This is a genomic window from Hoyosella levis (assembly GCF_026008515.1).
Lineage (GTDB): Bacteria > Actinomycetota > Actinomycetes > Mycobacteriales > Mycobacteriaceae > Lolliginicoccus > Lolliginicoccus levis.
Genome location: NZ_BQYM01000004.1, coordinates 33,222 through 54,307 on the forward strand (window position 1 = coordinate 33,222; position 21,086 = coordinate 54,307).

18 protein-coding genes and 2 tRNA genes are annotated in these 21,086 nt (G+C 67.9%); 12 read left to right on the forward strand and 8 right to left on the reverse strand.

Translation table 11 applies throughout. From position 1 onward, the window contains the following. Positions 1-91 precede the first annotated feature (91 nt). The 7 genes from QC765_RS05470 to QC765_RS05500 all read left to right on the forward strand — a co-directional run bounded on the left by QC765_RS05470 (position 92) and on the right by QC765_RS05500 (position 6,987). On the forward strand, positions 92-1,138 hold the full coding sequence (locus tag QC765_RS05470; RefSeq protein WP_278313431.1) for a zinc-dependent alcohol dehydrogenase family protein: 1,047 nt from the start codon (positions 92-94) through the stop codon (positions 1,136-1,138). A gap of 106 nt (positions 1,139-1,244) precedes the next feature. Then, positions 1,245-2,438, forward strand: a complete 1,194-nt coding sequence (locus QC765_RS05475; protein WP_278313432.1) for a PQQ-dependent sugar dehydrogenase — start codon at positions 1,245-1,247, stop codon at positions 2,436-2,438. Positions 2,439-2,516: 78 nt separating this feature from the next. Further along, entirely contained in the window at positions 2,517-3,323 is an 807-nt protein-coding gene (gene cmrA, locus QC765_RS05480; RefSeq protein ID WP_278313433.1) for a mycolate reductase, read from the forward strand. 20 nt (positions 3,324-3,343) lie between these two features. After that, positions 3,344-4,999, forward strand: a complete 1,656-nt coding sequence (locus QC765_RS05485) for an AMP-binding protein (RefSeq protein WP_278313434.1) — start codon at positions 3,344-3,346, stop codon at positions 4,997-4,999. A gap of 175 nt (positions 5,000-5,174) precedes the next feature. After that, positions 5,175-5,822 carry an oligoribonuclease gene (gene orn / locus QC765_RS05490; RefSeq protein WP_278313645.1) on the forward strand — a complete coding sequence of 216 codons (648 nt, stop codon included), beginning with the start codon at positions 5,175-5,177 and terminating at the stop codon, positions 5,820-5,822. A gap of 46 nt (positions 5,823-5,868) precedes the next feature. Further along, positions 5,869-5,943: transfer RNA gene (locus tag QC765_RS05495), tRNA-His, on the forward strand. 126 nt (positions 5,944-6,069) lie between these two features. After that, positions 6,070-6,987, forward strand: coding sequence for a hypothetical protein (locus QC765_RS05500; protein WP_278313435.1), 918 nt, complete (start codon positions 6,070-6,072; stop codon positions 6,985-6,987). 27 nt (positions 6,988-7,014) lie between these two features. On the opposite strand, the gene QC765_RS05505 is transcribed toward QC765_RS05500, so the two are convergent. Then, positions 7,015-8,199 (reverse strand): L,D-transpeptidase, encoded by a 1,185-nt coding sequence (locus QC765_RS05505; protein ID WP_278313436.1) that lies wholly within the window; start codon positions 8,197-8,199, stop codon positions 7,015-7,017. Between the two features lie 291 nt (positions 8,200-8,490). Here QC765_RS05505 and QC765_RS05510 point away from each other — a divergent pair. Together QC765_RS05510 and QC765_RS05515 are read left to right on the forward strand one after the other, a co-directional pair. Continuing rightward, positions 8,491-8,563, forward strand: a tRNA-Lys gene (locus QC765_RS05510). A 133-nt stretch (positions 8,564-8,696) separates the two neighbouring features. After that, a complete protein-coding gene (locus QC765_RS05515; RefSeq protein ID WP_278313437.1) occupies positions 8,697-9,119 on the forward strand; it encodes a YciI family protein in 423 nt (140 codons plus the stop codon). Between the two features lie 154 nt (positions 9,120-9,273). Here QC765_RS05515 and QC765_RS05520 read toward each other — a convergent pair whose 3' ends face one another. The 5 genes from QC765_RS05520 to QC765_RS05540 form a co-directional block, all read right to left on the reverse strand. Continuing rightward, the gene (locus QC765_RS05520; RefSeq protein WP_278313438.1) at positions 9,274-9,714 is read right to left on the reverse strand and encodes a CoA-binding protein; all 441 of its coding nucleotides are present in this window, start codon (positions 9,712-9,714) and stop codon (positions 9,274-9,276) included. A 51-nt stretch (positions 9,715-9,765) separates the two neighbouring features. Next, positions 9,766-10,863, reverse strand: a complete 1,098-nt coding sequence (locus QC765_RS05525; RefSeq protein ID WP_278313439.1) for an ABC transporter ATP-binding protein — start codon at positions 10,861-10,863, stop codon at positions 9,766-9,768. A gap of 74 nt (positions 10,864-10,937) precedes the next feature. Next, on the reverse strand, positions 10,938-12,251 hold the full coding sequence (locus QC765_RS05530; RefSeq protein WP_278313440.1) for an ABC transporter substrate-binding protein: 1,314 nt from the start codon (positions 12,249-12,251) through the stop codon (positions 10,938-10,940). A 25-nt stretch (positions 12,252-12,276) separates the two neighbouring features. Further along, positions 12,277-13,146, reverse strand: coding sequence for a carbohydrate ABC transporter permease (locus tag QC765_RS05535; protein ID WP_373876690.1), 870 nt, complete (start codon positions 13,144-13,146; stop codon positions 12,277-12,279). Then, positions 13,143-14,102: a carbohydrate ABC transporter permease gene (locus QC765_RS05540; protein WP_278313441.1), complete on the reverse strand. Its 960-nt coding sequence runs from the start codon at positions 14,100-14,102 to the stop codon at positions 13,143-13,145. The genes QC765_RS05535 and QC765_RS05540 overlap by 4 nt, the downstream gene beginning before the upstream one ends. Before the next feature lie 269 nt (positions 14,103-14,371). On the opposite strand from QC765_RS05540, the gene QC765_RS05545 reads away from it, so the two are divergent. Continuing rightward, entirely contained in the window at positions 14,372-14,824 is a 453-nt protein-coding gene (locus QC765_RS05545) for a VOC family protein (RefSeq protein WP_278313442.1), read from the forward strand. 306 nt (positions 14,825-15,130) lie between these two features. Here the strand turns inward: QC765_RS05545 and QC765_RS05550 are convergent, their stop codons facing one another. Beyond that, positions 15,131-15,835, reverse strand: coding sequence for an NAD(P)-dependent oxidoreductase (locus QC765_RS05550; protein WP_278313443.1), 705 nt, complete (start codon positions 15,833-15,835; stop codon positions 15,131-15,133). Between the two features lie 106 nt (positions 15,836-15,941). Between QC765_RS05550 and QC765_RS05555 the strand changes: the two genes are divergently transcribed. Next, positions 15,942-16,679, forward strand: a complete 738-nt coding sequence (locus QC765_RS05555; protein WP_278313444.1) for a TetR/AcrR family transcriptional regulator — start codon at positions 15,942-15,944, stop codon at positions 16,677-16,679. Here QC765_RS05555 and QC765_RS05560 read toward each other — a convergent pair. Further along, the gene (locus tag QC765_RS05560; RefSeq protein WP_278313445.1) at positions 16,615-20,139 is read right to left on the reverse strand and encodes an indolepyruvate ferredoxin oxidoreductase family protein; all 3,525 of its coding nucleotides are present in this window, start codon (positions 20,137-20,139) and stop codon (positions 16,615-16,617) included. The two genes, QC765_RS05555 and QC765_RS05560, sit on opposite strands and share 65 nt — an antisense overlap. Positions 20,140-20,364: 225 nt before the next feature. Between QC765_RS05560 and QC765_RS05565 the strand changes: the two genes are divergently transcribed. Next, positions 20,365-20,844, forward strand: a complete 480-nt coding sequence (locus QC765_RS05565) for an Lrp/AsnC family transcriptional regulator (protein ID WP_278313446.1) — start codon at positions 20,365-20,367, stop codon at positions 20,842-20,844. Positions 20,845-21,086: the final 242 nt, after the last annotated feature.

A 21,086-nucleotide genomic window follows, 5' to 3' on the forward strand; every position in this document is an offset into this window, starting at 1 on the left:
AGCTGACGCGATTCGCACTCCCGCGCAGCGGCCCGACCAGCAACAGCACCAAGCCGTAGCACTCCCCGCGCGGGAGGGCTAGCGTGTGGTCATGCGCTCCACGTTGATTCATGCCCCCGGTGATGTACGGATCGAGAATGTCGCGGACCCATCGATAGCCGCGCCGACGGATGCGATCGTGCGGATCGTGCGCACGTGCGTGTGCGGCTCGGACCTGTGGGCCTATCGCGGCACGGAACCGGTCGATCAGCCACATCCGATCGGGCATGAGTTCATCGGTGTCGTCGAGGAGTCGGGGCCGGAGACGTCGATCAAGCCCGGCACGTTCGTGATCTCCCCGTTCACCGACAGCGACGGCACCTGCCAGCACTGCGCGAACGGAATCTTCACCTCCTGCGTGCAGGGTGGCTTCTGGGGAGGCCTGAACCGGGCGGGCGAGCAGCTCGGCGGGGCGCAGTCGGAGTACATCCGCGTCCCGTTCGCCGATGGCACGCTCGTGGCGCTTGACGATCACCCGGATGATGCGATGCTGCCGTCGCTGCTGACCTTGTCCGATGTGATGGGCACCGGTCATCACGCGGCGCTCATGGCAAACGTACGGCCAGGCGCGTCGGTGGTGGTCGTGGGCGACGGCGCGGTCGGGCTGTGCGGGGTGCTGGCGGCGAAGCGGCTCGGCGCGGAACGGATCATTGCGATGTCGCGGCACGAGTCCCGGCAGCAGCTCGCGCGGGAGTTCGGAGCGACCGATGTCGTGGCCGAGCGCGGCAAGGAAGGCGTCGCCCGCGTGAAGGACCTGCTGGGCGGCTCGGGGGCGGATTGCGCGCTCGAATGCGTCGGCACGAAGGCATCGATGGCGCAGGCGTTGTCGTCGCTGCGACCGGGTGGGAGCCTGGGCTTCGTCGGCGTGCCAGCGGGCGGCCCGGAGCTCCCGGTCGGCGCGATCTTCTCGAAGAACCTACGGGTCGCAGGAGGCGTTGCCCCGGTGCGGGACTATATCCGTGACCTGCTGCCCGATGTGACGTCCGGCATCATCGATCCGGGGCGGGTGTTTGATGCCGTGCGGCCACTCGATGATGTCGCTGGCGCGTATGCCGACATGGATGGCCGGACGGCGATCAAGGTGATGCTCGAGCCGTGATGCGTTCCGCGCGTAGCGGTCTCGTCACGAAATCCTGAGGCGCGGCCTCGCGCGCAGCCATGCCCGTAGGTTCGGGGACGAGTGTATCGCCGATGGAGGAGCTGCCATGCCTGCCCTGCCCCGTATTGCTCGTGCCGCATTTGTTGGCTCGACGGTGATGGCCACGTCGTTGGCGACGATCGGGGTGGCGTGCTCGTCGCCGTTCGATGCGCTGGGCTCGGGCAGCATGTCGCCGTCGATGGGCGAGGAGGACCTCGCGGAGACCCCGGCATTGACGGTCTCGACAGAGATCGATGGGCTGTCCGTGCCGTGGGATGTGGTGACGGCACCGGACGGGACGTTGCTGACGGGCGAGCGCGCGGGCAGGTTCGTTGCCCGGCTGCCGGGCGGCACGGTGCGCGAGGTGGCGGCGGACCTGTCGGACTTGTGGGCGCAGGGCGAGACGGGACTGATGGGCCTGGCGCTCGATGACGGCTTCGCGTCCAATCGCATCCTGTACGCCTGTCACGGATTCGATGACGGCGATACCCGCGATATCCGGGTCACCTCGTGGACTGTTGCGGAGGACTGGTCGGAACTCACGCCCACGGGCACCGTCATCGACGGGTTCCCCACCGTGACGGGCAGGCATGGCGGATGCCGCCTGCTGGTTGCTGAGGACGGCAGTCTCTACGTGGCGACCGGCGATGCGGCGGTGGGCACGAATCCGCAGGATCCCGATGTCCTCGGCGGCAAGGTGCTGCACGTGACGACGAGCGGGGATCCCGCAGCGGGCAACCCCGACCCCACGAGCCCGGTATTCACCCTGGGCCACCGCAATCCGCAGGGCCTGGCCCGGCACCCCGTCTCGGGCGAGATCTACAGCGTGGAGCATGGCCCGGATCGGGACGACGAGGTCAATCGCCTGGTCGCGGGCGGAAACTACGGCTGGCGGCCGGACCGGGCAGGCTTCTACGACGAATCAGTGCCGATGACTGATCCGGTGCGAGTGCCCGGCGCCATCGAGGCGGTGTGGAGCTCGGGAACTCCCCCGATCGCTCCCGGCGGGATGGCGTTCCTGCAAGGGTCCCAGTGGGGCGAGTGGGAAGGCGCTGCGGTGATCAGCGCGCTGCGCGGCCAGCAGCTGCGCTTCCTGAAGCTGTCTGATGATGGGCTTTCGGTGGTGGCGGAGGGCAAGCCGCCGGAGCTCGATGGCGCCGTGGGCCGCATCCGCAGCGTGCATTCCCAGCCGGATGGCTCGCTGCTGCTCACTACGTCGAACAGGTCGGGTGACCGCGTCCTGCGGGTGCGGCCCTCCTGATCCGGGAATGCCCCCACGGCACGCGGGTTCCTGGCATCGGGCGGCCGCTGCGCGCGCAGGCACAGTACGATCACCGGTATGGCTGTTCCACATCCCACCGCGAATAATTGTGCTGTCGTGACGGGGGCGTCATCCGGTATCGGGATGGCTCTCGCGGAGGACCTGGCATCGCGCGGCTACAACCTCGTTACTGTTGCTCGCCGGGTGGATGTGCTCGAGGGGCTCGCTGCGGGCATGCGCGAGAGGTACGGCGTGGAGGTCGACGTGCGCGGCGTGGACCTCGCGGACCGGGGCCAGCGGGGCAAGCTCGCGGAGGAGATCGCGGCGCGCGACGTCGCGGTCCTATGCCTGAACGCAGGCATCGCGACGTTTGGCCCCCTGGAGCGCCTGGACGCGGACTACGAGCGGTTCATCGTGGACCTCAACGCGGTGTCGGTGCATGACCTCGCGCTCGCGGCGCTGCCCGGGATGCTCGAGCGCGGAGGTGGCGGCATCCTGATGACCGGCTCGGCAGCGGGCAACATGCCCATCCCCAACAATGCGACGTACGCGGCATCGAAGGCGTTCGTGAACTCGTTCTCCGAGTCGCTGCGTGGCGAGCTGAAGCCACGAGGCATCCATGTGACGCTCCTGGCGCCCGGCCCGGTGCGGCTGGACGCGCCCGAGCCGGACGATGCCTCGCTGGTGGATCGGCTCGTACCGGATTTCTTGTGGATCGATGCGCGGTACACGGCGCGCTTGTCGATCGATGGCTTGTTCCGTAACAAGATGCGCGTCGTTCCTGGCGTGCTGAGCAAGGCAATGTCCGCAGCGGGCAACTACACGCCGCGCGGCGTCATGGCCCCTATCGTGGGTGGCATCTACAAGAAGCTCGGCGGAGAGTGAGAGGTTGATCCATGGTTTCGATGTCTGAAGCATTCGACCTGGTGAAGGGCCTGGTGCCGATCACCAAGGCCGGGATCGTCGCACCGATGCGGCCCGACAAGCTGGGCAAGGTCGCAGCAGCGTGGTTCCGGTTCGACTTCACCCCCGGTGGCCTGATCGCGTTCGCGGCGCACCGGGGTCCCGACCATCCAGCCGTCATCGACGACGCGGGCACGGTCACCTACAAGGAGCTCAACGACGCCGCCGACGCGCTGGCACGCAGCCTGCACGACGCTGGGGTCAAGGAGCGCGACCGGATCGGCATCCTGGCGCGCAATCACCGCGGCTTCCTGCAGGCGATCGGCGCGTCCGCACGGCTGGGCACTGACCTGGTGATGCTGAACACGGGTGCCTCCTCCGGGCAGCTCGAGGCCGTCATCACCGAGCAGAAGCTCGCCTGGTTGTTCCTCGACGAGGAGTTCGTCGAGCTGCTCGCCGAGGACTTCGACGACTCGCGGGTCGCGCTGTCCTGGGTCGACACGGACGATTCGGTGCTGCGCGAGGGGTGGACCACCCTGACCCGCCTGATCAACGACGCGCCCGCAGCGGGCAGCGCCGAGGGGAAGCTTCCGTCGCGGCCGCGCCGGGGCAAGACGATCGTGCTGACCTCGGGCACCACGGGCACGCCGAAGGGCGCGCGCCGGCCCGAGCCGCGCAGCTGGATGCCCGCGTCCGCGCTGCTGTCGAAGTTCCCGCTGACGAGCTGCGAGAAGTCGTTCATCGCCGCACCGATCTTCCACACCTGGGGCTTCGCCACGGTGCAGATCAACCTTGCGCTGCGCTCCACGCTGGTGATGCAGCGCAAGTTCGATCCGGCCGACACGATCCGGCTCGTCTCGGAGACAGGGGCGGCATCGTTGTTCCTGGTGCCGACGATGCTGCAGCGCATCATCGACCTGCCCGACGAGCAGCGCGACGTGGATCTCTCCGCGCTGCGGGTCGTCGCCGCGAGCGGCTCGGCCATCCCGACCGCGCTGGTCAAGCGCACCCTCGAGGAGCTCGGCCCAGTGCTGTACAACCTGTACGGCTCGACCGAGGTGAGCTGGGCGGCGATCGCCACGCCCGAGGAGTTGATGGAGCATCCCACCACCGCAGGCCGCGCACCGCTGGGCACCGTCGTGAAGATCCTCGACGATGACGGCAACGACGTTCCCGCCGATACCGTCGGAAACGTGTTCGTCGGCAACGGCATGATCTTCGAGGGCTACACCCGTGATGGCGCCGACCGGCAGGTCAGCGAGAAGCTGATGTCCACCGGCGATCTCGGCCACTTCAATGCCGATGGCCTGCTGTTCATCGACGGCCGTTCCGACGACATGATCGTCTCGGGCGGGGAGAACGTCTACCCGCGCGAGGTGGAGAACGTGCTCAGCGAGATGGACGGCGTGCTCGAGTGCGCGGTGGTCGGCGTGGACGATGAGAAGTTCGGCAAGCGCCTTGCCGCCTACCTGGTACGCAAGGACACCGAGGCAGGCAAGGCCCTCACCGTCGACAGCGTCAAGGCAGAGGTCAAGGACAGGCTCGCGAGGTTCAGCGTGCCCCGCGATGTCATGTTCCTCGAGGAGCTGCCCCGCAACGCCACCGGCAAGGTCGTTCCCCGGGAACTGCCCGATCCCACCGAGACGGCATCCGAGTAGCCCCCGACCGCAGCACTGCAGCTTTGCCGCAGGGCCAGGCCTCCCCCACCACCGGGAGCCTGGCCCTGTGCTTTGCTCCCGAACGACCGACCAGGGCCACCACCCCGAACCGCCATCCTCGGCCGGGTTTCCCACCATGCCCGCGTGACCTGGCATGCTGGGAGGCGTGAATGACGTGCAGGAACGACTCGTGTGGATTGATTGCGAGATGACCGGCCTCGAGCTCGGCGGCGACAAGCTGATCGAGATCGCTGCCCTGGTCACCGACAAGGACCTCAACGTCCTCGGGGAGGGGGTGGACATCGTCATCCATGCCGATGACGAGGCCCTCGACAACATGGTCCCCGTCGTGACCGAGATGCATCGCAATTCCGGGCTCACGGACGAGGTGCGGGCCTCCACGATCACCGTCGCCGAGGCCGAGAAGATGGTCCTCGACTACATCCGCGAGCACGTGCCCACCCCGCGCACCGCGCCGCTCGCCGGGAACACCATCGCCACCGATCGTGGGTTCATCGCCCGCGACATGCCCGAGCTCGACGCGCACCTGCACTACCGGATGATCGACGTCAGCTCCATCAAGGAACTGTGCCGTCGCTGGTATCCGCGCATCTACCGGGGCCAGCCGCAGAAGGGCCTCGCGCACCGCGCGCTCGCTGACATCAAGGAATCGATCCTCGAGCTCGACTACTACCGGCACACCGCGTTCGTCCCCCAGCCGGGGCCGTCGAGCAGCGAGGCCAACCGCATCGCCAAGGACCTCGCTGCGGGCAAAAAGGTTGATCGACCTGCCGATTCGGCAAACCAGCCCCCTACGCGATAGTATCGGGGAGCCGACAGCGCGGTGATTGCCGTGCACGTTTGGTAATGGTGGGCGTAGCTCAGCTGGTAGAGCACTGGGTTGTGATCCCAGATGTCGCGGGTTCGAGCCCCGTCGCTCACCCTCCACGAAGGCCCGGTACCTCTAGGTGCCGGGCCTTCGTCGTGCCTGCCAATGTCCCAGGTATTGTCATATGGGCGGCCCGCGCCGCTCCCGTGTGCTACCTCGACACGACCTGGAAGGCCACCTCATGCGACGCCTCGCCTCCCACTACCGCTCGCTCGGCGCGACGCCCGCTCGCGGCCTTGCCGTGCTGGCCGCCACCACTGTGCTGCTCGTCCCGGCATGCACTGATGACGCCACCCCTGGCATGCTCCCCGCCGATCGGACCTCCGCCACATCGGCGCCCGGTACCAGCACTAGGGCCGAGACCACGAGCGCCCCGGTGACCACCAGCAGCACCTCCGGCGAACCGGCCTCCAGCGATTCAGGCACCGACAACGGAACCTCTGGCGGCACGACTGCCTCGGCCGGGCAGAACGGCGAGGGAAGCATCGTCATCGTGTCCGAGACACTCGCCGGCACAAAGATCCCCGACGTCTCCTACGCGGTGGATCGCGTCGAGCCTTGCCCCGAGGGCGACGAGCAGCCCGAGGGGCGCGAGCTGCTAACCGTGCGCAGCAACAATGCGGGCACCGCCACCGTCACCGATCTCGACCCTGGCTGCTTCTCGGTCCGCTTCGCCTCCGTGCCCGCTAGCTACTACCCGCTCGAGGAAGGCCCCTTCCCCGGGTCCATCGAGAACGAGGGCGAGACCGGCCTGCTGCGCCTCGACTTCGCGCAAGGTCCCGCCCGCTCCGGCGAGGCCTCGGTCAACGGCACGCTGCGGCTCACCGACTCCGCGAGCGACGAGCCAATTGGCGGGCTCGGCCTCGTCCTCGCGCGATGCGGCTCGCAGATCCCGCTCGCCACCGGCACCGCAGCCGAGGACGGCACGCTCCAGCTCACCCTCGCGACCACCTGCTACCAGGTCGTGGGACTGCAAGGGAGCACCGCGCCCTGCTCGGTGGACGGGCCGATCGAGTTCACCCCGGACGTGGGCCGCCCGTTCTCCGTGGACGTGCCGATCACACGCTCGGAGGACCGGCCCGGCACCTGCGGATCGTAGCGGCCGCGCTAGGACGCCAATCCCCCGTCACGCCTCGGCGTTGCCGGCCTTCCACTGCGACCACGGGATGTTCCAGTCACCGAGCCCGTCGAGCCCATTGAGGGTCCCGCCGACGGTATTGCGCACGACGGCGATGTCACCGGGCTTGGTGTTGTTGTAGAACCATTGCGCGTTGGCCGGGCTCACGTTCAGGCAGCCGTGGCTGACGTTGCGCCGGCCCTGGTCGGCGATGGACCACGGCGCCGAGTGCACGAAGATGCCGCTGTAGGACATGCGGGTGGCCCATTCGACATCGGTGCGGTAGCCGTCGGATGAGCTCACGGGCACCCCATAGGTGGAGGAGTCCATCACGATCTCGCGGTGTCGCTCCGCGATGATGTAGGTGCCGTTCGGAGTCGGCGCGGAGGCCTTGCCGAACGAGGTGGGCATCGTTCGGACCACGGTGCCGTTCACCGAGACCGTGATGGTCTTGGTGTAGTCGTCGGCCACGGCGATCACGGAATCACCGATGGTGAACTCGGCATGCTTGTCCGACTCGCCGTACAGGCCGTTGCCGAGGTCGTGGCCGTAGACATTGGCATCGACGGTGATGCGGGTGCCGGGTTCCCAGTAGTTCTCCGGGCGCCACCGCACCTCGCGATTGTTCACCCAGTAGAAGGCACCTTCCACGGGTGGATCCGTGGTCACGGTGATCAGTTCCTGCGCGCGTGCGCGATCCGGGATCGGCTCATCGAACTGCACCGCGACGGGCTGCCCGATGCCAACGACCGCGCCATCCCATGGCATGAGATACGGCATGGTCAGGTTGTTGGGCACAACTGTAGTGAAGGTGCTGTTCAGCTCGGACGCGCCGCCCGGGCCCGTCGCTATGGCCGCGAGCGTGTAGGTGCGCCCATAGCCGAGCACTTCCGTGGTGGTCCAGGACGTGCCATCGGGAGCGATCTCGGCCTCCACGGGCTCGCCCTCGGGATTGAGGAGCTCCACGGAGTCGAGGGATCCCTCGGACACGGCGAGGGTGACGGGATCGAGCGGGGCAACGCCTTCGGCGCCATCAGGCGCGGAGACGCTGATGGCCGGGAGCGGCGGCGGCTCGGGCGCGGTGCTCGAGCTCGTCGGGATCGTGCAGGCGGATATCAGGGACAGTGCTGCTGCCAGAGCGACCGCAGCCACGCTCGAACGCCAAGCTCGTTGTGGATCGTGTACTAGTGTCATGCGAACCTCACCTCCCGGTGCTCCGGGCCCATGCCGCCGGGCACGCGTACATCAGCCCATCATCAGGCAAGTATGCGGGACTGCTCATCTGTTTTCACCCCGGGGTGGCCCACGCAACAACACGTCACCAAATGCCCGGAGCGCTCCCCTGCAGAAGTGGACCGCGCGACCCCAGGCCCCACGCGCGCGCAGCGCTCCTCAGCCCTCGAAGTGGATCGAGCACACCCTCCCTACCAGCGGATTTCCGATCGAGCGGCAAACCTGTTAATGTCTTTCCCGCAACGAAAGCACGCGCCATTAGCTCAATTGGCAGAGCAGCTGACTCTTAATCAGCGGGTTCGGGGTTCGAGTCCCTGATGGCGCACTTCGAGATCCCCTCCCGGACGATATCCGGGAGGGGATCTTTCTTTTTCCGCTCCATGTCGATCCGCGCGGGCCCCGTTCGACGTCATAGTAGGAGGCACCACGGGGGTGCTCCTGGACGAGAGGGAAGACCGATGAAGTACATGCTGATCATGCGCGTGACCGACGCTGCCATCGAAGCCTCGAAGGATGTGCCGTTCGAGGAGATCATCAATGCGATGGGTGCCTACAACGAGTCGATGATGAAGGCAGGCGTGCTGCTCGCGGGCGAGGGCCTCGCGGGCCCCGAGGAAGGGTTCGTGGTGGATTTCTCGGCCGAGGAGCCGATCGTCACCGACGGGCCGTACGGGGAGACGCACGAGCTGTTCAACGGTTTCTGGATCATCCAGGTCTCCTCGAAGGAGGAGGCCGCGGAATGGGCGCGCCGCTGCCCCCTCGGCGCAGGGACCAAGCTCGAGGTCCGGCGCGTCAGCGATGAGAGCGACTTCGAGGATTACTCCGACAACGAGTACATCCAGAAGGAAGCGGGCTGGCGCGAGGAGCTCGGCACCAACTGACCGCGGGCGGCTAGCAGTCGGGGCCGTCGGCCGACCCGGGGCGGTCGACGATCCGGGAGTGGAAAGAAAACCTTGCTCAAGCGGGAAAACCTTCCACTCCCGGGCCGCCGCAGCCGAGGCCGCAGCCAGGGCCGCCGCAGCCGAGGCCAGCCCCCTACAGCCGCGGGTACTCGATCTTGGGACAGGTGTCCATGATGACGCCGAGCCCGGCATCCTTGGCGCGCCGGGCCGCGTCGTTGTCGATCACCCCGAGCTGCAGCCAGAGCGTGGTGATGCCGAGCCGCTGGGCATTGGCGATTGCCTCATCGACGATGGCGCCCACCCGCTGGGAGTTGACGAAGCAATCGACGACGTCGATGCGCTCCCCGTCGGGGATGTCCGAGAGGCTGGCGTAGCCGTCCTCGCCGAACACCTTCTCGGCGAGGGGGTGCACGGGCACGATGCGCTGCCCGAGTTTTTCCTTCATCCAGCGGGACACACCATGCGCGGTGCGCCCGGTATGCGTGGAGAGCCCCACGACCGCCCAGGTCGCGGGTGTCGTCAGGACCTGATGGATGAGCGCTGGGTCATTGGTGTGAGTCGTGGTGCCGGTCATGCTTCCATTGTGGCGCAGCGGGGCGGTCAACGGTCGGCGGAACCGGGGATCCTATCCGCGGAGCCGCTGCCCGGTCGCGGTGTCGAAGAACAGGACGGTGCCGGGCCGGGGCCGCACCCGCAGCGCCTCGCCCACGGTGACGCCGGTGCGGGCCTCGACCCGCACGACGATCTCGCCGGACACCGATTCCCACTCCCCCGGCTGCTCGGGGCGGCCGTGGACGAAGCCTTCGGAGCCGAGCTCCTCGTGGAGGGTGACCTGCAGGGCGAGGGATTGGTCCTCGGGCACCAGGGCGAGGTCCTCGGGCCGCACCCCGAGCGTGATAGCGCCTGGCGCCGATGCCGCCGCGAGCACGGCGCGTGGCACGGGCACGCGGATGCCCCCGGCAACGGCCCGCCCCTTCTCCACCCGGGCAGGGAGGAGGTTCATCGCGGGCGAGCCGATGAAGGAGGCAACGAAGGTGTTCGCCGGATCGTCGTAGAGGACGCGGGGCGTGTCCACCTGCTGGAGGATGCCGTGATCGAGGACGGCTACACGGTCACCCATGGTCATGGCCTCGACCTGGTCGTGGGTGACGTAGACGGTGGTGACGCCGAGCCGGCGCTGCAGTGCCGCGATCTGGGAGCGGGTGCTGACGCGCAGCTTGGCATCGAGGTTGGACAGCGGCTCGTCCATGCAGAACACCTTGGGGTGGCGGACGATGGCGCGACCCATGGCGACGCGCTGGCGCTGGCCGCCGGAGAGCTTGCCGGGCTTGCGGTCGAGCAAGCCCTGGAGGTCGAGCATGGCGGCGGCCTCGCGCACCTTGCTGTCCCGCTCGGCGCGCGGCACTCCGGCGTTGCGGAGCGCGAAACCCATGTTCTCCGCGACGGTCATGCTGGGGTAGAGCGCGTAGTTCTGGAAAACCATGGCGACATCGCGCTGGCGGGGCGGAAGGCCGGTGACGTCACGGTCACCGATGTGGACGCGGCCGGACTCGATGGGCTCGAGGCCGGCGAGCATGCGCAGGGTGGTGGATTTCCCGCAGCCGGAAGGCCCGACGAGGACAAGGAACTCGCCGTCGTCGATGGTGAGGTCGAGCGCGTCCACCGCGGCCGTGGTGCTGCCCGGGTAGCGGTGGGTGACACCGTCGAAGCGGATTCCGGCCATGGGCCTGGACCTCCATAAGCGGGATGCCCGGGGCGCGGAGAGGGGTGTGCCGCGCCCCGGGGCGAGGGGAATGGTCAGTTGGGGAGCTTGGGGGCGATCTGCCGGTCGATGATGCCCTGGAGCTGGTCCCGCACTCCGGGCAGCACATCGGCGGGGTTCTCGTTGCGCAGGCCGATGCGCTCGAGCCCGCCGTTGATGAACTGGTCTGAGCCGGGAACGAAGACGCGGGCGTTGTCCTGCGGGGAGGTCAGCGGCAGTTGCTCGACGGCCGTGCGCGCGTTCGGGTTGGCGTCGAGGTACTCGCGGAACTCCCCGATCTCCGAGGCGTTGGTGCGCACCGGCATGTAGCCGACGTTCTGGGAGAAGTAGCCGGTGTTCTCCGGGTTGGTGATGAACTCGATGAACCGCATGGCGTTGCGCTTGCGCTCGTCCGGGATCCCGGCGGGAATGGCGAGCCCGGCACCGCCGGTGGGGCAGGAGTCGCGGCCCTCGGTGCGGGGCAGGAAGGCGGTGCCGACCTCGAAGCTCGCGGCGGCCTGGATCTGGGCGAGGCTGCCGGTGGAGGCGAGGGTGGAGGCGCACAGCCCGGCACCGAAGTCGTTGGCGTTGTCGGGGGTGATGTTGGCCCAGCCGCCATCGTGGATGGTGCCGCGGAACCATTCGGCGGCCTCGATGGCTTGCTCGTCAGCGATGGTGACGGTCCATTCGTCGGAGTAGCGCCCGTCGAAGGTCCAGTTGACTCCCTGGTAGTACCAGGCAAGGTACTCGGCGCCATTGGCCCAGGAGTGGGCGGGCCGGTCGCCGGAGGCGGACACCAGCTCGGGGGCCCATTCGGCCATCTCGTTCCAGGTGCGGGGGCCACGGTCGGGCAGCCCTGCCTCCTGCCACGCGTCCCGGTTGTAGTAGAACAGCGGGGTGGAGCGGGCATAGGGAACCGCCCACCGGTTGCCATCGAAGGCGTAGTCGGCGAGCAGTGCCGGGACATAGCTGCCGGTGTCGACGTCGAGGTCGTCGAAGAGCCCGTCGAGCGGCTCGATGGTCTTGTTGAGCGCGTAGTTGAACCACCACACGTCCGAGAGCACCACCACATCGGGCAGGTCACCGCCGGCGAGGGAGGCGTTGAACTTCTGCGCCACCTCCTCGTAGTTGCGGCCCGAGGAGACGAGTTGCACGGTCAGCCCGGGGTTGGCGGCCTCGAAGCGACGGATCAGCTCGAGCTCGGTGTCGCGCGAGGTGCCGGGATGGTTGGACCAGAACTGGATGGTGCTCGGGTCGCTGCTGGACCTGCCGCTGCCCCCGCCAGCGCAGGCGCTGACGGCGAGGCTCGCGGCGGCGATCCCGGTGTAGCCGAGGAAGGCCCGCCTGTTGAGGGGATGGGATCCGGTCATGTGGTGTGCTCCTTCGACGGTGGGGTCAGCCCTTGACTGCGCCCGAGGTGAGGCCCTTGATCATCTGCTTCTGCAGGATGATGAAGACGATGAGGATGGGGATGGCCGCGAGGATGGTGCCCGCCATGACGGGCCCCCAGTTGGTCAGCCCCTCGTTGTTCTGGAGGAACATCAGGCCGACCGGGATCGGTGCCACACGATAGTCGTCGGCGATGAGGAACGGCCACAGGTACTCGTTCCATTCGTTAACGAGGGTGATGAGCGCGAACGCCACCATCGTGGGCCGGGAGGCCGGCAGGATCACCCGCCACAGCAGCATGGCGTGGCCCGCGCCGTCCATGCGGGCGGCCTCGATGATCTCCGCGGGGATGGACAGGAAGTGGTTGCGCATCAGGAACGTTCCGAACGCCACCCCGGCCAGCGGGATGATGATGCCCTGGAACGTATTGCGCCAGCCCATCTCGGCCACGAGCGCGTAGTTGGAGATGACGGTGATCTGGTTGGGCACCATCAATGCCGCGATGACCGTGACGAACACCAGCGTCTTGCCGGGGAAGCGCAGGAACACCAGCGCATACGCGGTGAGGATGCCGAGGGCGAACTTGAGCGTGCCGAGGACCGTGGTGATGAGCAAGGAGTTGCGCAGGAACGTCCAGAACGGGATGAGACTGGTCGCGTCGGTGTAGTTGTCGAGGTAAACGCTGCTGGGCCACCATGTCACGGGCTGGGTGTAGACCTCGCCGCCCGTCTTGAACGAGGTGAGCGCGATCCACAGCAGCGGCAGCACGATGATGGCGAGCGCGGCGATCATCGCGGTGTAGCCAGCGAGGCGGATCATGCGTCGCCGCCGGGCATGCGAACCGTAATCCTGGGGGACGAGCGCGAGCGTGGTCATCGGGCCTCCCCTCGGTCCATCATGCGCACCTGGATGACGGTGACGATCAGCAGCGCGAGGAAGAGCAGGGTCGCGACGGTGGCCCCGTAGCCGGCCCGGAAGTTCACGAACGTCTCCTGGTACACCTGGAAGACCATCGTCGTGGTGCCATTGCCCAGCGGCCCGCCCCTCGTCATCACATAAATGATGTCGAAGACCTGCAGCGTGGAGAGCAGCACGGTGATCGACAGGAAGTACGTGGTGGGCCGCAACTGGGGCATGAGCACACGCCGGAAGGTTGTCCAGGCGCTTGCCCCGTCGATCGCGGCGGCCTCGAGGAGATCCTGGCGCACCCCCTGCAGCGCCGCGAGGTAGATGACGAAGCTATAGCCCAGGTACTTCCAGATGAAGGTCACCGTGATCATCACCAGCGCCCAGCGCGGCTCCTGGTAGAAGTCGGGCGCCGGGATCGCGGGCAACCCGACCTGGCCGAGCAGCAGGTTGACGCGCCGGATCAGGTCCTGGACGAGCCCGAAGCTGGGGTCGAACACGAACTGGAACGCGATGCCGATCGCCGCCCCCGACACCACGAACGGAGCGAAGATCGCGCCACGCACGAGGTTGCGACCCTTGAGCTGCTGGTCGAGCAGCAGGGCGAGCGCGAGCCCGAGGACCATGCACCCGCCCACCGCGAGCACGGTGAAGAGCACGGTGTTCTGCACGATCGTCCACGAATCACCACGGGTGAACCACTCGCGGTAGTTGTCGAGCCCGACGAACTCCAGGTCCGGCGAGGCCAGGTTCCAGTCGAACAACGACAAGCGCAGGTTGTCGAGCAGCGGCCGGTAGGTGAACAGGGCGAGCAGCAGCAGGTTGGGCCCGGCGAGGGCGAGGAAGAGCAAGTAGTCGCGCCACGGCCGCCCCCGGATGCCGCGCTGGCCGGTCGCGGGCAGCACGCGTTCGGTCGTGGAGGTCACCCGGGTGATCGTGATCGACTCGCGCCAACAGCGGATGAATGCGGGTGAACACGTCCGTGACGGCATCGTGAAACCGATCGTGCGGTGAGGGCGAGCGATGAGTTTCCAGGCCCGGACGGGTCAATACTCGTGAGTGGAAGAACTCCGCAGTGTGTCCCTTGCCACAGTGACCCGGATGGAATAAAGTTCCACTTGTTCGAACGTTTGTTCGAGATCTGGTCGAGGCGGCCCCGCAGCGACCCGCGCACGCATCACCGAGAGGATCCATCATGAGCAGCAACTCCCCCGACGTCACCCCCTACCTGACCGTCAAGGGCGCCGACGCCGCGATCACCTTCTACAAGGAAGTGCTCGGCGCTACCGAGGAGCTCCGCCTGGCCATGCCCGACGGATCCGTGGGGCACGCGGAGCTGGCGATCGGCAACGGAAAGATCATGGTGGCCGACGAGAACCCGGACTGGGGCAACCTCGGCCCCATCGCGCTCGGCGGCTCTCCCGTGACGATCGCCCTGAGCGTCGAGGACGTCGATGCCGTCGTCGAGAAGGCGGTCGCACAGGGATCCACGTTGCAGATGCCCCTCCGCGATGAGTTCTACGGCGAGCGCGTCGGCGTGATCACCGACCCGTTCGGCCACGTCTGGCACATCTCCACGCACATCGAGGATGTCAGCGAGGAGGAGCTCCACAAGCGCATGGCCGCGATGTTCGAGAACGCCGAATAGCGCTCGCCTTCCACCACTGAGCAGCCTGCCTCCGAGCAGGCCCCTGAGCAGCCTGGGGTGCCGCGTCAACCCTCGCTCCGACCCCCAACCCGGAGCGGCGCGGCACCCCAGGCCCCCTTTTTCTTGGGCGTGGCAGGCTCGGCGCGCGCCCTGCCAGATGGCTCGAACAAGATCTGCTAGCTAATGTCTCGCTCGCGGTCCCGTGTCGCGGCGTGTCGCGTGACATTAGCTAGCAGATCTCGGGGGGAGGCGGATTCAGCGACCCCACTGCCAGCGAGGGTGGGCCGACCTGACTGCCAGCGCGAGCTAGCGGGCCACCGCGTGAGCGAGCGCGGATTCCGTGCGGCAACCCACGATCGCCGGAGCCTCGTGGATCAACGAGTCATCAGCGAGCGCCTCCACCATGAACAGGGCGAAGTCGATGCGCCTGGTGATGTTGCTGGCAAGAATGGGATCACCCACGTGACGGCTCCATGCTGGCAGCCCCTGGCTCTCGCCCTCCTCGAGGTCGCTGCCGCGCACCACTGTCCATAGCGTGCCGCTGGCGAAGATCCGGTCGCAGGCTTCCACCTGGTCGCGCACATCAACAAGCCTGGCGAGCCGCGCGAGGACGGTTACTGCCGCCACCATGGCCCGGAACTTGCGTGAGTACACATCCTTGCCATCGCGGGTGATGTGCCAGCCGCAGGAGAACACCAGGCGCGCGCCCGGCTCGGCGTGGTCGAGCACGGCTTGGGCGGTGCCGCTCGCGTAGTCGCGCACGCCCCACGGAACCAGCACGACAAGAACACCATCGCATCCGGCGACAGCCCGCTGGATCACGTCGCGGTCATCGGTGCGGCCCGGGATGACGGTGATGCGGCCAGCAAACTCGTCGAGCTTGCCCACGCTCTGCTCGCGGCATACCCCTACGACCTCGTAGCCCCGCTCAAGAGCGTGCCGGACCATGTACTTGCCGAGCTTCCCCGATGCACCGACGATGCATACCTTCTGGATCTTGCGTGACGACATTTCTGGCTCCCTCATCAAGTCCCAGCACCCTTTGCCTTACGTCGTAAGATACGCCTTATGGCGTAAGGTAGTCAATGGTTGAACGCTGCCATTCGAGAGGAGCACGATGCCCGAGACCCGACGGGCCACCCAGCGCCGAGCGCGCCCCGGGCTCACCCGCGACCAGATACTTGCCGCCGCCGTCCGCCTCGCCGACCACAACGGCACCACCGGCCTCACCATGCGGGCGCTGGCCAAGGATCTCGGCGTGGAAGCCATGTCCCTCTACCACCACGTCGCCAACAAGGACGCCCTGCTCGACGCAATGGTCGACCACGTGTTCAGCGAGATCAGCCTCCCCGAGCCGGAGGCCGAATGGCGCGCGGGCATGCTCCACCGCGCCCGGTCCGCCCGCACTACGCTCCGCGACCACCCCTGGGCCCTCGGCCTGATGGATTCCCGCTCCACGCCGGGCCCCGCCACGCTGCGCCACCATGACGCCGTGCTCGGCTGCCTCCGGCAAAACGGCTTCAGCATCGCGCTGGCCGCGCACGCGGTGGCCGTTCTCGACAGCTACATCTACGGGTTCGTCCTGCAGGAGACCGCGCTACCGTTCGCTAGCACCGAGGAGCTCGCCACCATCGCCGACGGCATCCTCGCCACTCCCGCCATCGCTGAGGAGTACCCGCACCTCACCGAGCTCATCACCGAGCACGCCCTGCGACCCGGCTACGCCTACAGCGACGAGTTCGACCGCGGGCTCGACCTCATCCTCGACGGCCTCGAGCGCGAGCAGCGCGCTAGCCAAGCTCGCGCAGCAGCCTCGCCAGCTCCGCGCGGTACGCCACGACCGTCCGCATCTTGATGTCCTCGTAGCCGCGCACCATGTCCGGCAGCTCAGCGATCGCCACCGCGCTGGCCAGGTTGCCGCCATCAAGGACGACAAGGACCTCCCGGATCGCGTCGATGTACTCGTCGATGAGCGCGCGCTCGGTGCGACGCACCTCCGTCTGCCCGAACGGATCGAGCCGGGTGCCGCGCACGCGCTTCATGGTGGCCAGCCCGCGGAAGGCTGGCGAGAACCACCCGCCCACGCCGATCTTGCGGTGCATCCCCAGGGCTCGCAGCATCGGCGGATGCAACTGGTTCACCACCGTCGCGCCCTCGCCGAACTCGGCCTCGATATCCGCGCGCACGTGCGGGTCGAGCGCGAGCCGGGCCACCTCGTACTCATCCTTGTAGGCCATGAGCTTGTGCAGCCCGCGCCCTACCGCTTCGGTCAGCGCGGTCGATCCCGCGTCCACGCGCGCCTCTGCCCGCCGGACCTCCGCGAGGAGGCCAACGAAACGACGCGCGTACTTGTCGTCCTGGTAGGCAATCAGCTCATCGATGCGCAGGTCGATCGCGTCCGACGGGCTGGGCAATCCGATCAGCGCGCCGAGCTCCCGGGCACGCCCGGAGATCTGATGCTCCACCCGCTCGGGCTGCATCAGGCGCGACAATGCTTCCGGGTCGGCCACCGCCTGCCTGCCGCGCCGCAATGCCTGGACATTGCGGTCCACCGCCACGCCGTTGAGCATGATCGCCTGCTCGATCGCGGACTCGCTCACCGGCAGCACCCCGGTTTGCAGGGCAGCGCCGACGAGGATCATGTTCGCGAGCTGCTCGTCGCCGAACAGCCGGTGCGCGAGATCAGCCGCATCGAGATAGTGCACCTCGCGGGCAACCTCGTCGATCGCGCCGTGGATGGCCTCATCGCGGGGGTAGTCCTCGCTCGTCGTCGTCACCATCTTGCCGGTGGGCACATGGTGCGTGGAGATCACCGCGACGGTACGGGCGGGGTCAGCGACCTTCAGGTTCGCGGGATCGGTGGCCACGAGCGCATCGCAGCCGAGGTAGAGATCGGCACGCCCCTCGCCCACCTTCGCGGAGATCTGTTCGGGCGCATCGGTCATGGTGATGTCGGAGACCACGGCACCGCCCTTCTGCGCGAGGCCCGTCTGGTCGAGGGTGCGCACGGCGTGCCCGTCGATGACAGCAGCGATGGCGAGGACTTGGCTGACGGTGACCACCCCGGTGCCACCAATGCCCATCAGGCGCATGTCGAACTCATCGCGGCCCGTCGCATAGCGCGGATGGGGAAGCTCATCGAGGCCGAGCGGCGGGAGGTCACGCTGCGACGCTCGACCTGGGGTGATCGTCATGAAGGACGGGCAGTCCCCCTTCAGGCACGAGTAGTCGAAGTTGCAGGATGACTGGTTGATGCGCGTCTTGCGCCCGAGCTCGGTGTCGACTGGCTGCACGGACAGGCAGTTGGACTTCTCGCCGCAATCACCGCAGCCCTCGCAGATGCGCTCGTTGATCATCACCTTCGTGGCCGGGGTGGGGAGCGTGCCCCTCTTGCGCTTGCGGCGCTTCTGCGCGGCGCATTCCTGGTCATGGATGAGCACCGTCACCCCTGGCACGGTGGAGAGCTCGCGCTCGACGTCGAGGAGCTCCTCGCGAGGCCGGACCTGGACGCCCCGAGGGAGGCGGCGGCGCTGGATGCGGGCGGGGTCCTCGCTGGTGATGACGATGCGGGCCACGCCCTCGTCGTGGAGGATGCGGGCCATCTGCTCCACCGGCATCTCCCCCACGGGCTGCTGCCCGCCGGTCATGGCGACGGCACTGTTCGCGAGCAGCTTGTAGGTGATGTTGACCTTGGCGGCGATGGCGGCCCGGATCGCGAGCGAACCGGAATGCAGGAAGGTGCCGTCGCCGATGTTCTGCACGAGGTGGCGCTCGGTGACGTAGGGGGACATGCCAATCCATTGCGCGCCCTCGCCGCCCATCTGGGTGGTGCCCATGACATTGCCGATCTGCTTCGGATCCATCAGCAGCACCATCGCGTGGCAACCGATGCCCCCGCCCACGAGTGTGCCGTCGTTGACGCGGGTCGAGGAGTTGTGCGGGCATCCGGAGCAGTAGTAGGGACTGCGCACCGCGAGCGGCACGGGGATGCGGTGGGGGCGGGACCGATGCTGCCAGGCCCGCACGCCAGCGATGTCCCGCGGCCCCAGTGCGCGCGCCAGGCCACGCGTGACGATGTCGATGTCGAGCTCGCCGATGGCGGGGAACAGGACACTGCCGTCGGCGGTGCGACGGCCCACGATGCGGGGCGCGGAGCGCCGCCCGTACAGCACGGAGCGGATGGCGGACTCGAGGAAGTCATGCTTCTCCTCGATCACGATGATCTCTTCGAGGCCGTCGGCGAACTGCTCGACGATGCGGGGCTCGAGCGGCCACAGCATGCCGATCTTGAGCAGCCGGATGCCGTGGCGGGCCAGCTCGTCCTCGCCGAGGCCCAGCGTCCGCAGCGCGCTGCGCAGGTCTAGGTAGGTCTTGCCCGCGGCGACGATGCCCACCGTGTCACCGGTGCCGCTGCGCACGATCTGGTTGAGGCCGTTGTTGCGCGCGTACTCGAGGGCGCGGGGCAGGCGGGTCTCGTGGAGGCTGCGCTCGAGCGCGGCGAGGCTCGCGCCGAGCACTCGACCGGTCGGCTGATGGGTGCTCGGGCCGGAGCCACCCAGGATCGGAAGGGACTGGTGCGGATGGACGCGCACCGTGCTGGCGCCATCGGCGACCGCGGTGACGATCTTCAAGGCCGCCCAGGTGCCGGTGAAGCGGGAAAGGTACTGGGCGTGCAGGCCCATCTCGAGCACTTCCTGGCTATCCGCCGGATACAGCACGGGGATGCGCAGGTCAGCGAGCTGCCGCTCGGTGGCGGAGGGAAGGGTCGAGGACTTGGCACCAGGATCATCGCCCACGATCGCCACCGCCCCACCGCGCGGGTCAGTGCCCATCATGTTGGCGTGGCGCAATGCGTCGGCGGCGCGATCAAGGCCGGGCGCCTTGCCGTACCAGATGCTCGTGATGCCATCGACGCCGTCGAGGGTGGCGGCCGAGCGGGCGAGCTGCGCGCCCATGCAGGCGGTGGCACCATGCTCCTCGTTCAGCCCGGGCTGCAGGCGCACGTCGAGCGGATCGAGCAAGGAGCGCTGCCGCATCAGCTCGAGGTCATAGCCCGCCAGGGGCGAGCCCTCGTAGCCGGAGACAAACGTGGCGGTGCGCGATCCCGCGCGGCGATCCTGGCGGGCCCTATCGAGCAGCATCCGCACGAGCCCCTGGATACCAGTGAGGAAGACGACGCCATCCTCGCGCTCGTAGCGCTCATCGAGATAGAAGCCATCCGGGCTGGACTGGCGACGCGTGCCGGGCTTGCCGGGGCTGGCTTGCTCGGGACTGGATTGCTCGTGGCGGGGGCGGTCGTGCTGCGGGATCGTCATGACGGGCACCTCCTGTGGTCGCCCCACCGGGGTGTGGTGGTGGCGGCGAGCAGACATCGGGTGTGATGCAGCTCATAGTTGTCCATGTGCTTACCATTCAGCGCCCAAACCACACCACTGCGCAACCCTGCAGCGATACATTGAGCCAATGGCCCAGCACTACCCCTTCAGGCAATGCCGCAGAGGGCCAGGTGCCTACTCCGCTCGCCTCCCAGGACGGCACTCATGAGCGCCACCTTTGACCAGCTCGATCTCACGATCCTGCGACTCCTCCTCGAGCAGCCACGCGCCGGGGTCCGCGAGTACGCCCGCCAGCTCGGCATCGCCCGCGGCACCGCCCAGGCCCGCATCGACAAGCTGCAACGCTCCGGCGTCATCGCCAGCTACGCACCGCGCATCTCCCCCACCGCGCTCGGCTTCGGCGGGCTCGCCTACATCCACATCCACCTCGCCCAGGGCCAGCTCGACACCACGAGCCGCCTGCTCGCCGCCATCCCCGAGATCATCGCCGCGGACTCCATCGCCGGCGAGGGCGACCTGATCTGTCATGTGGTGGCCAAGGACAACCATGAGCTCGAGCGCGTCATCCAGCGCATCATCGCCACCCCCGGCGTCGTGCGCACCCGGACCGAGATCGTGCTCAGCCGCCGCATCGAGAACCGCGTGATCCCGTTGATCGAATCTCTGGCCGCCGAGCTGGGTTGATGCTGGGAGGTGGCTTGGCCTGGCGGCGTGGGCTGGCGGCCGGTGGCCCGCTTGACGGCTTGGTCCCGTGGTCGACCCCTTGGCGAGTGGAAGCTTTTCCTCCCCTGAGCGGGAAAAGTTTCCACCAGCGGCGGGGGAACCAGCGGCGGGGGAACCAGCGGCGGGGGAACCAGCGGCGGGGGAGCCAGCAAGCCCCGCGACATCGCCGCCCAGATCCCCTAGCCCTGCTATGCAATCTGTCA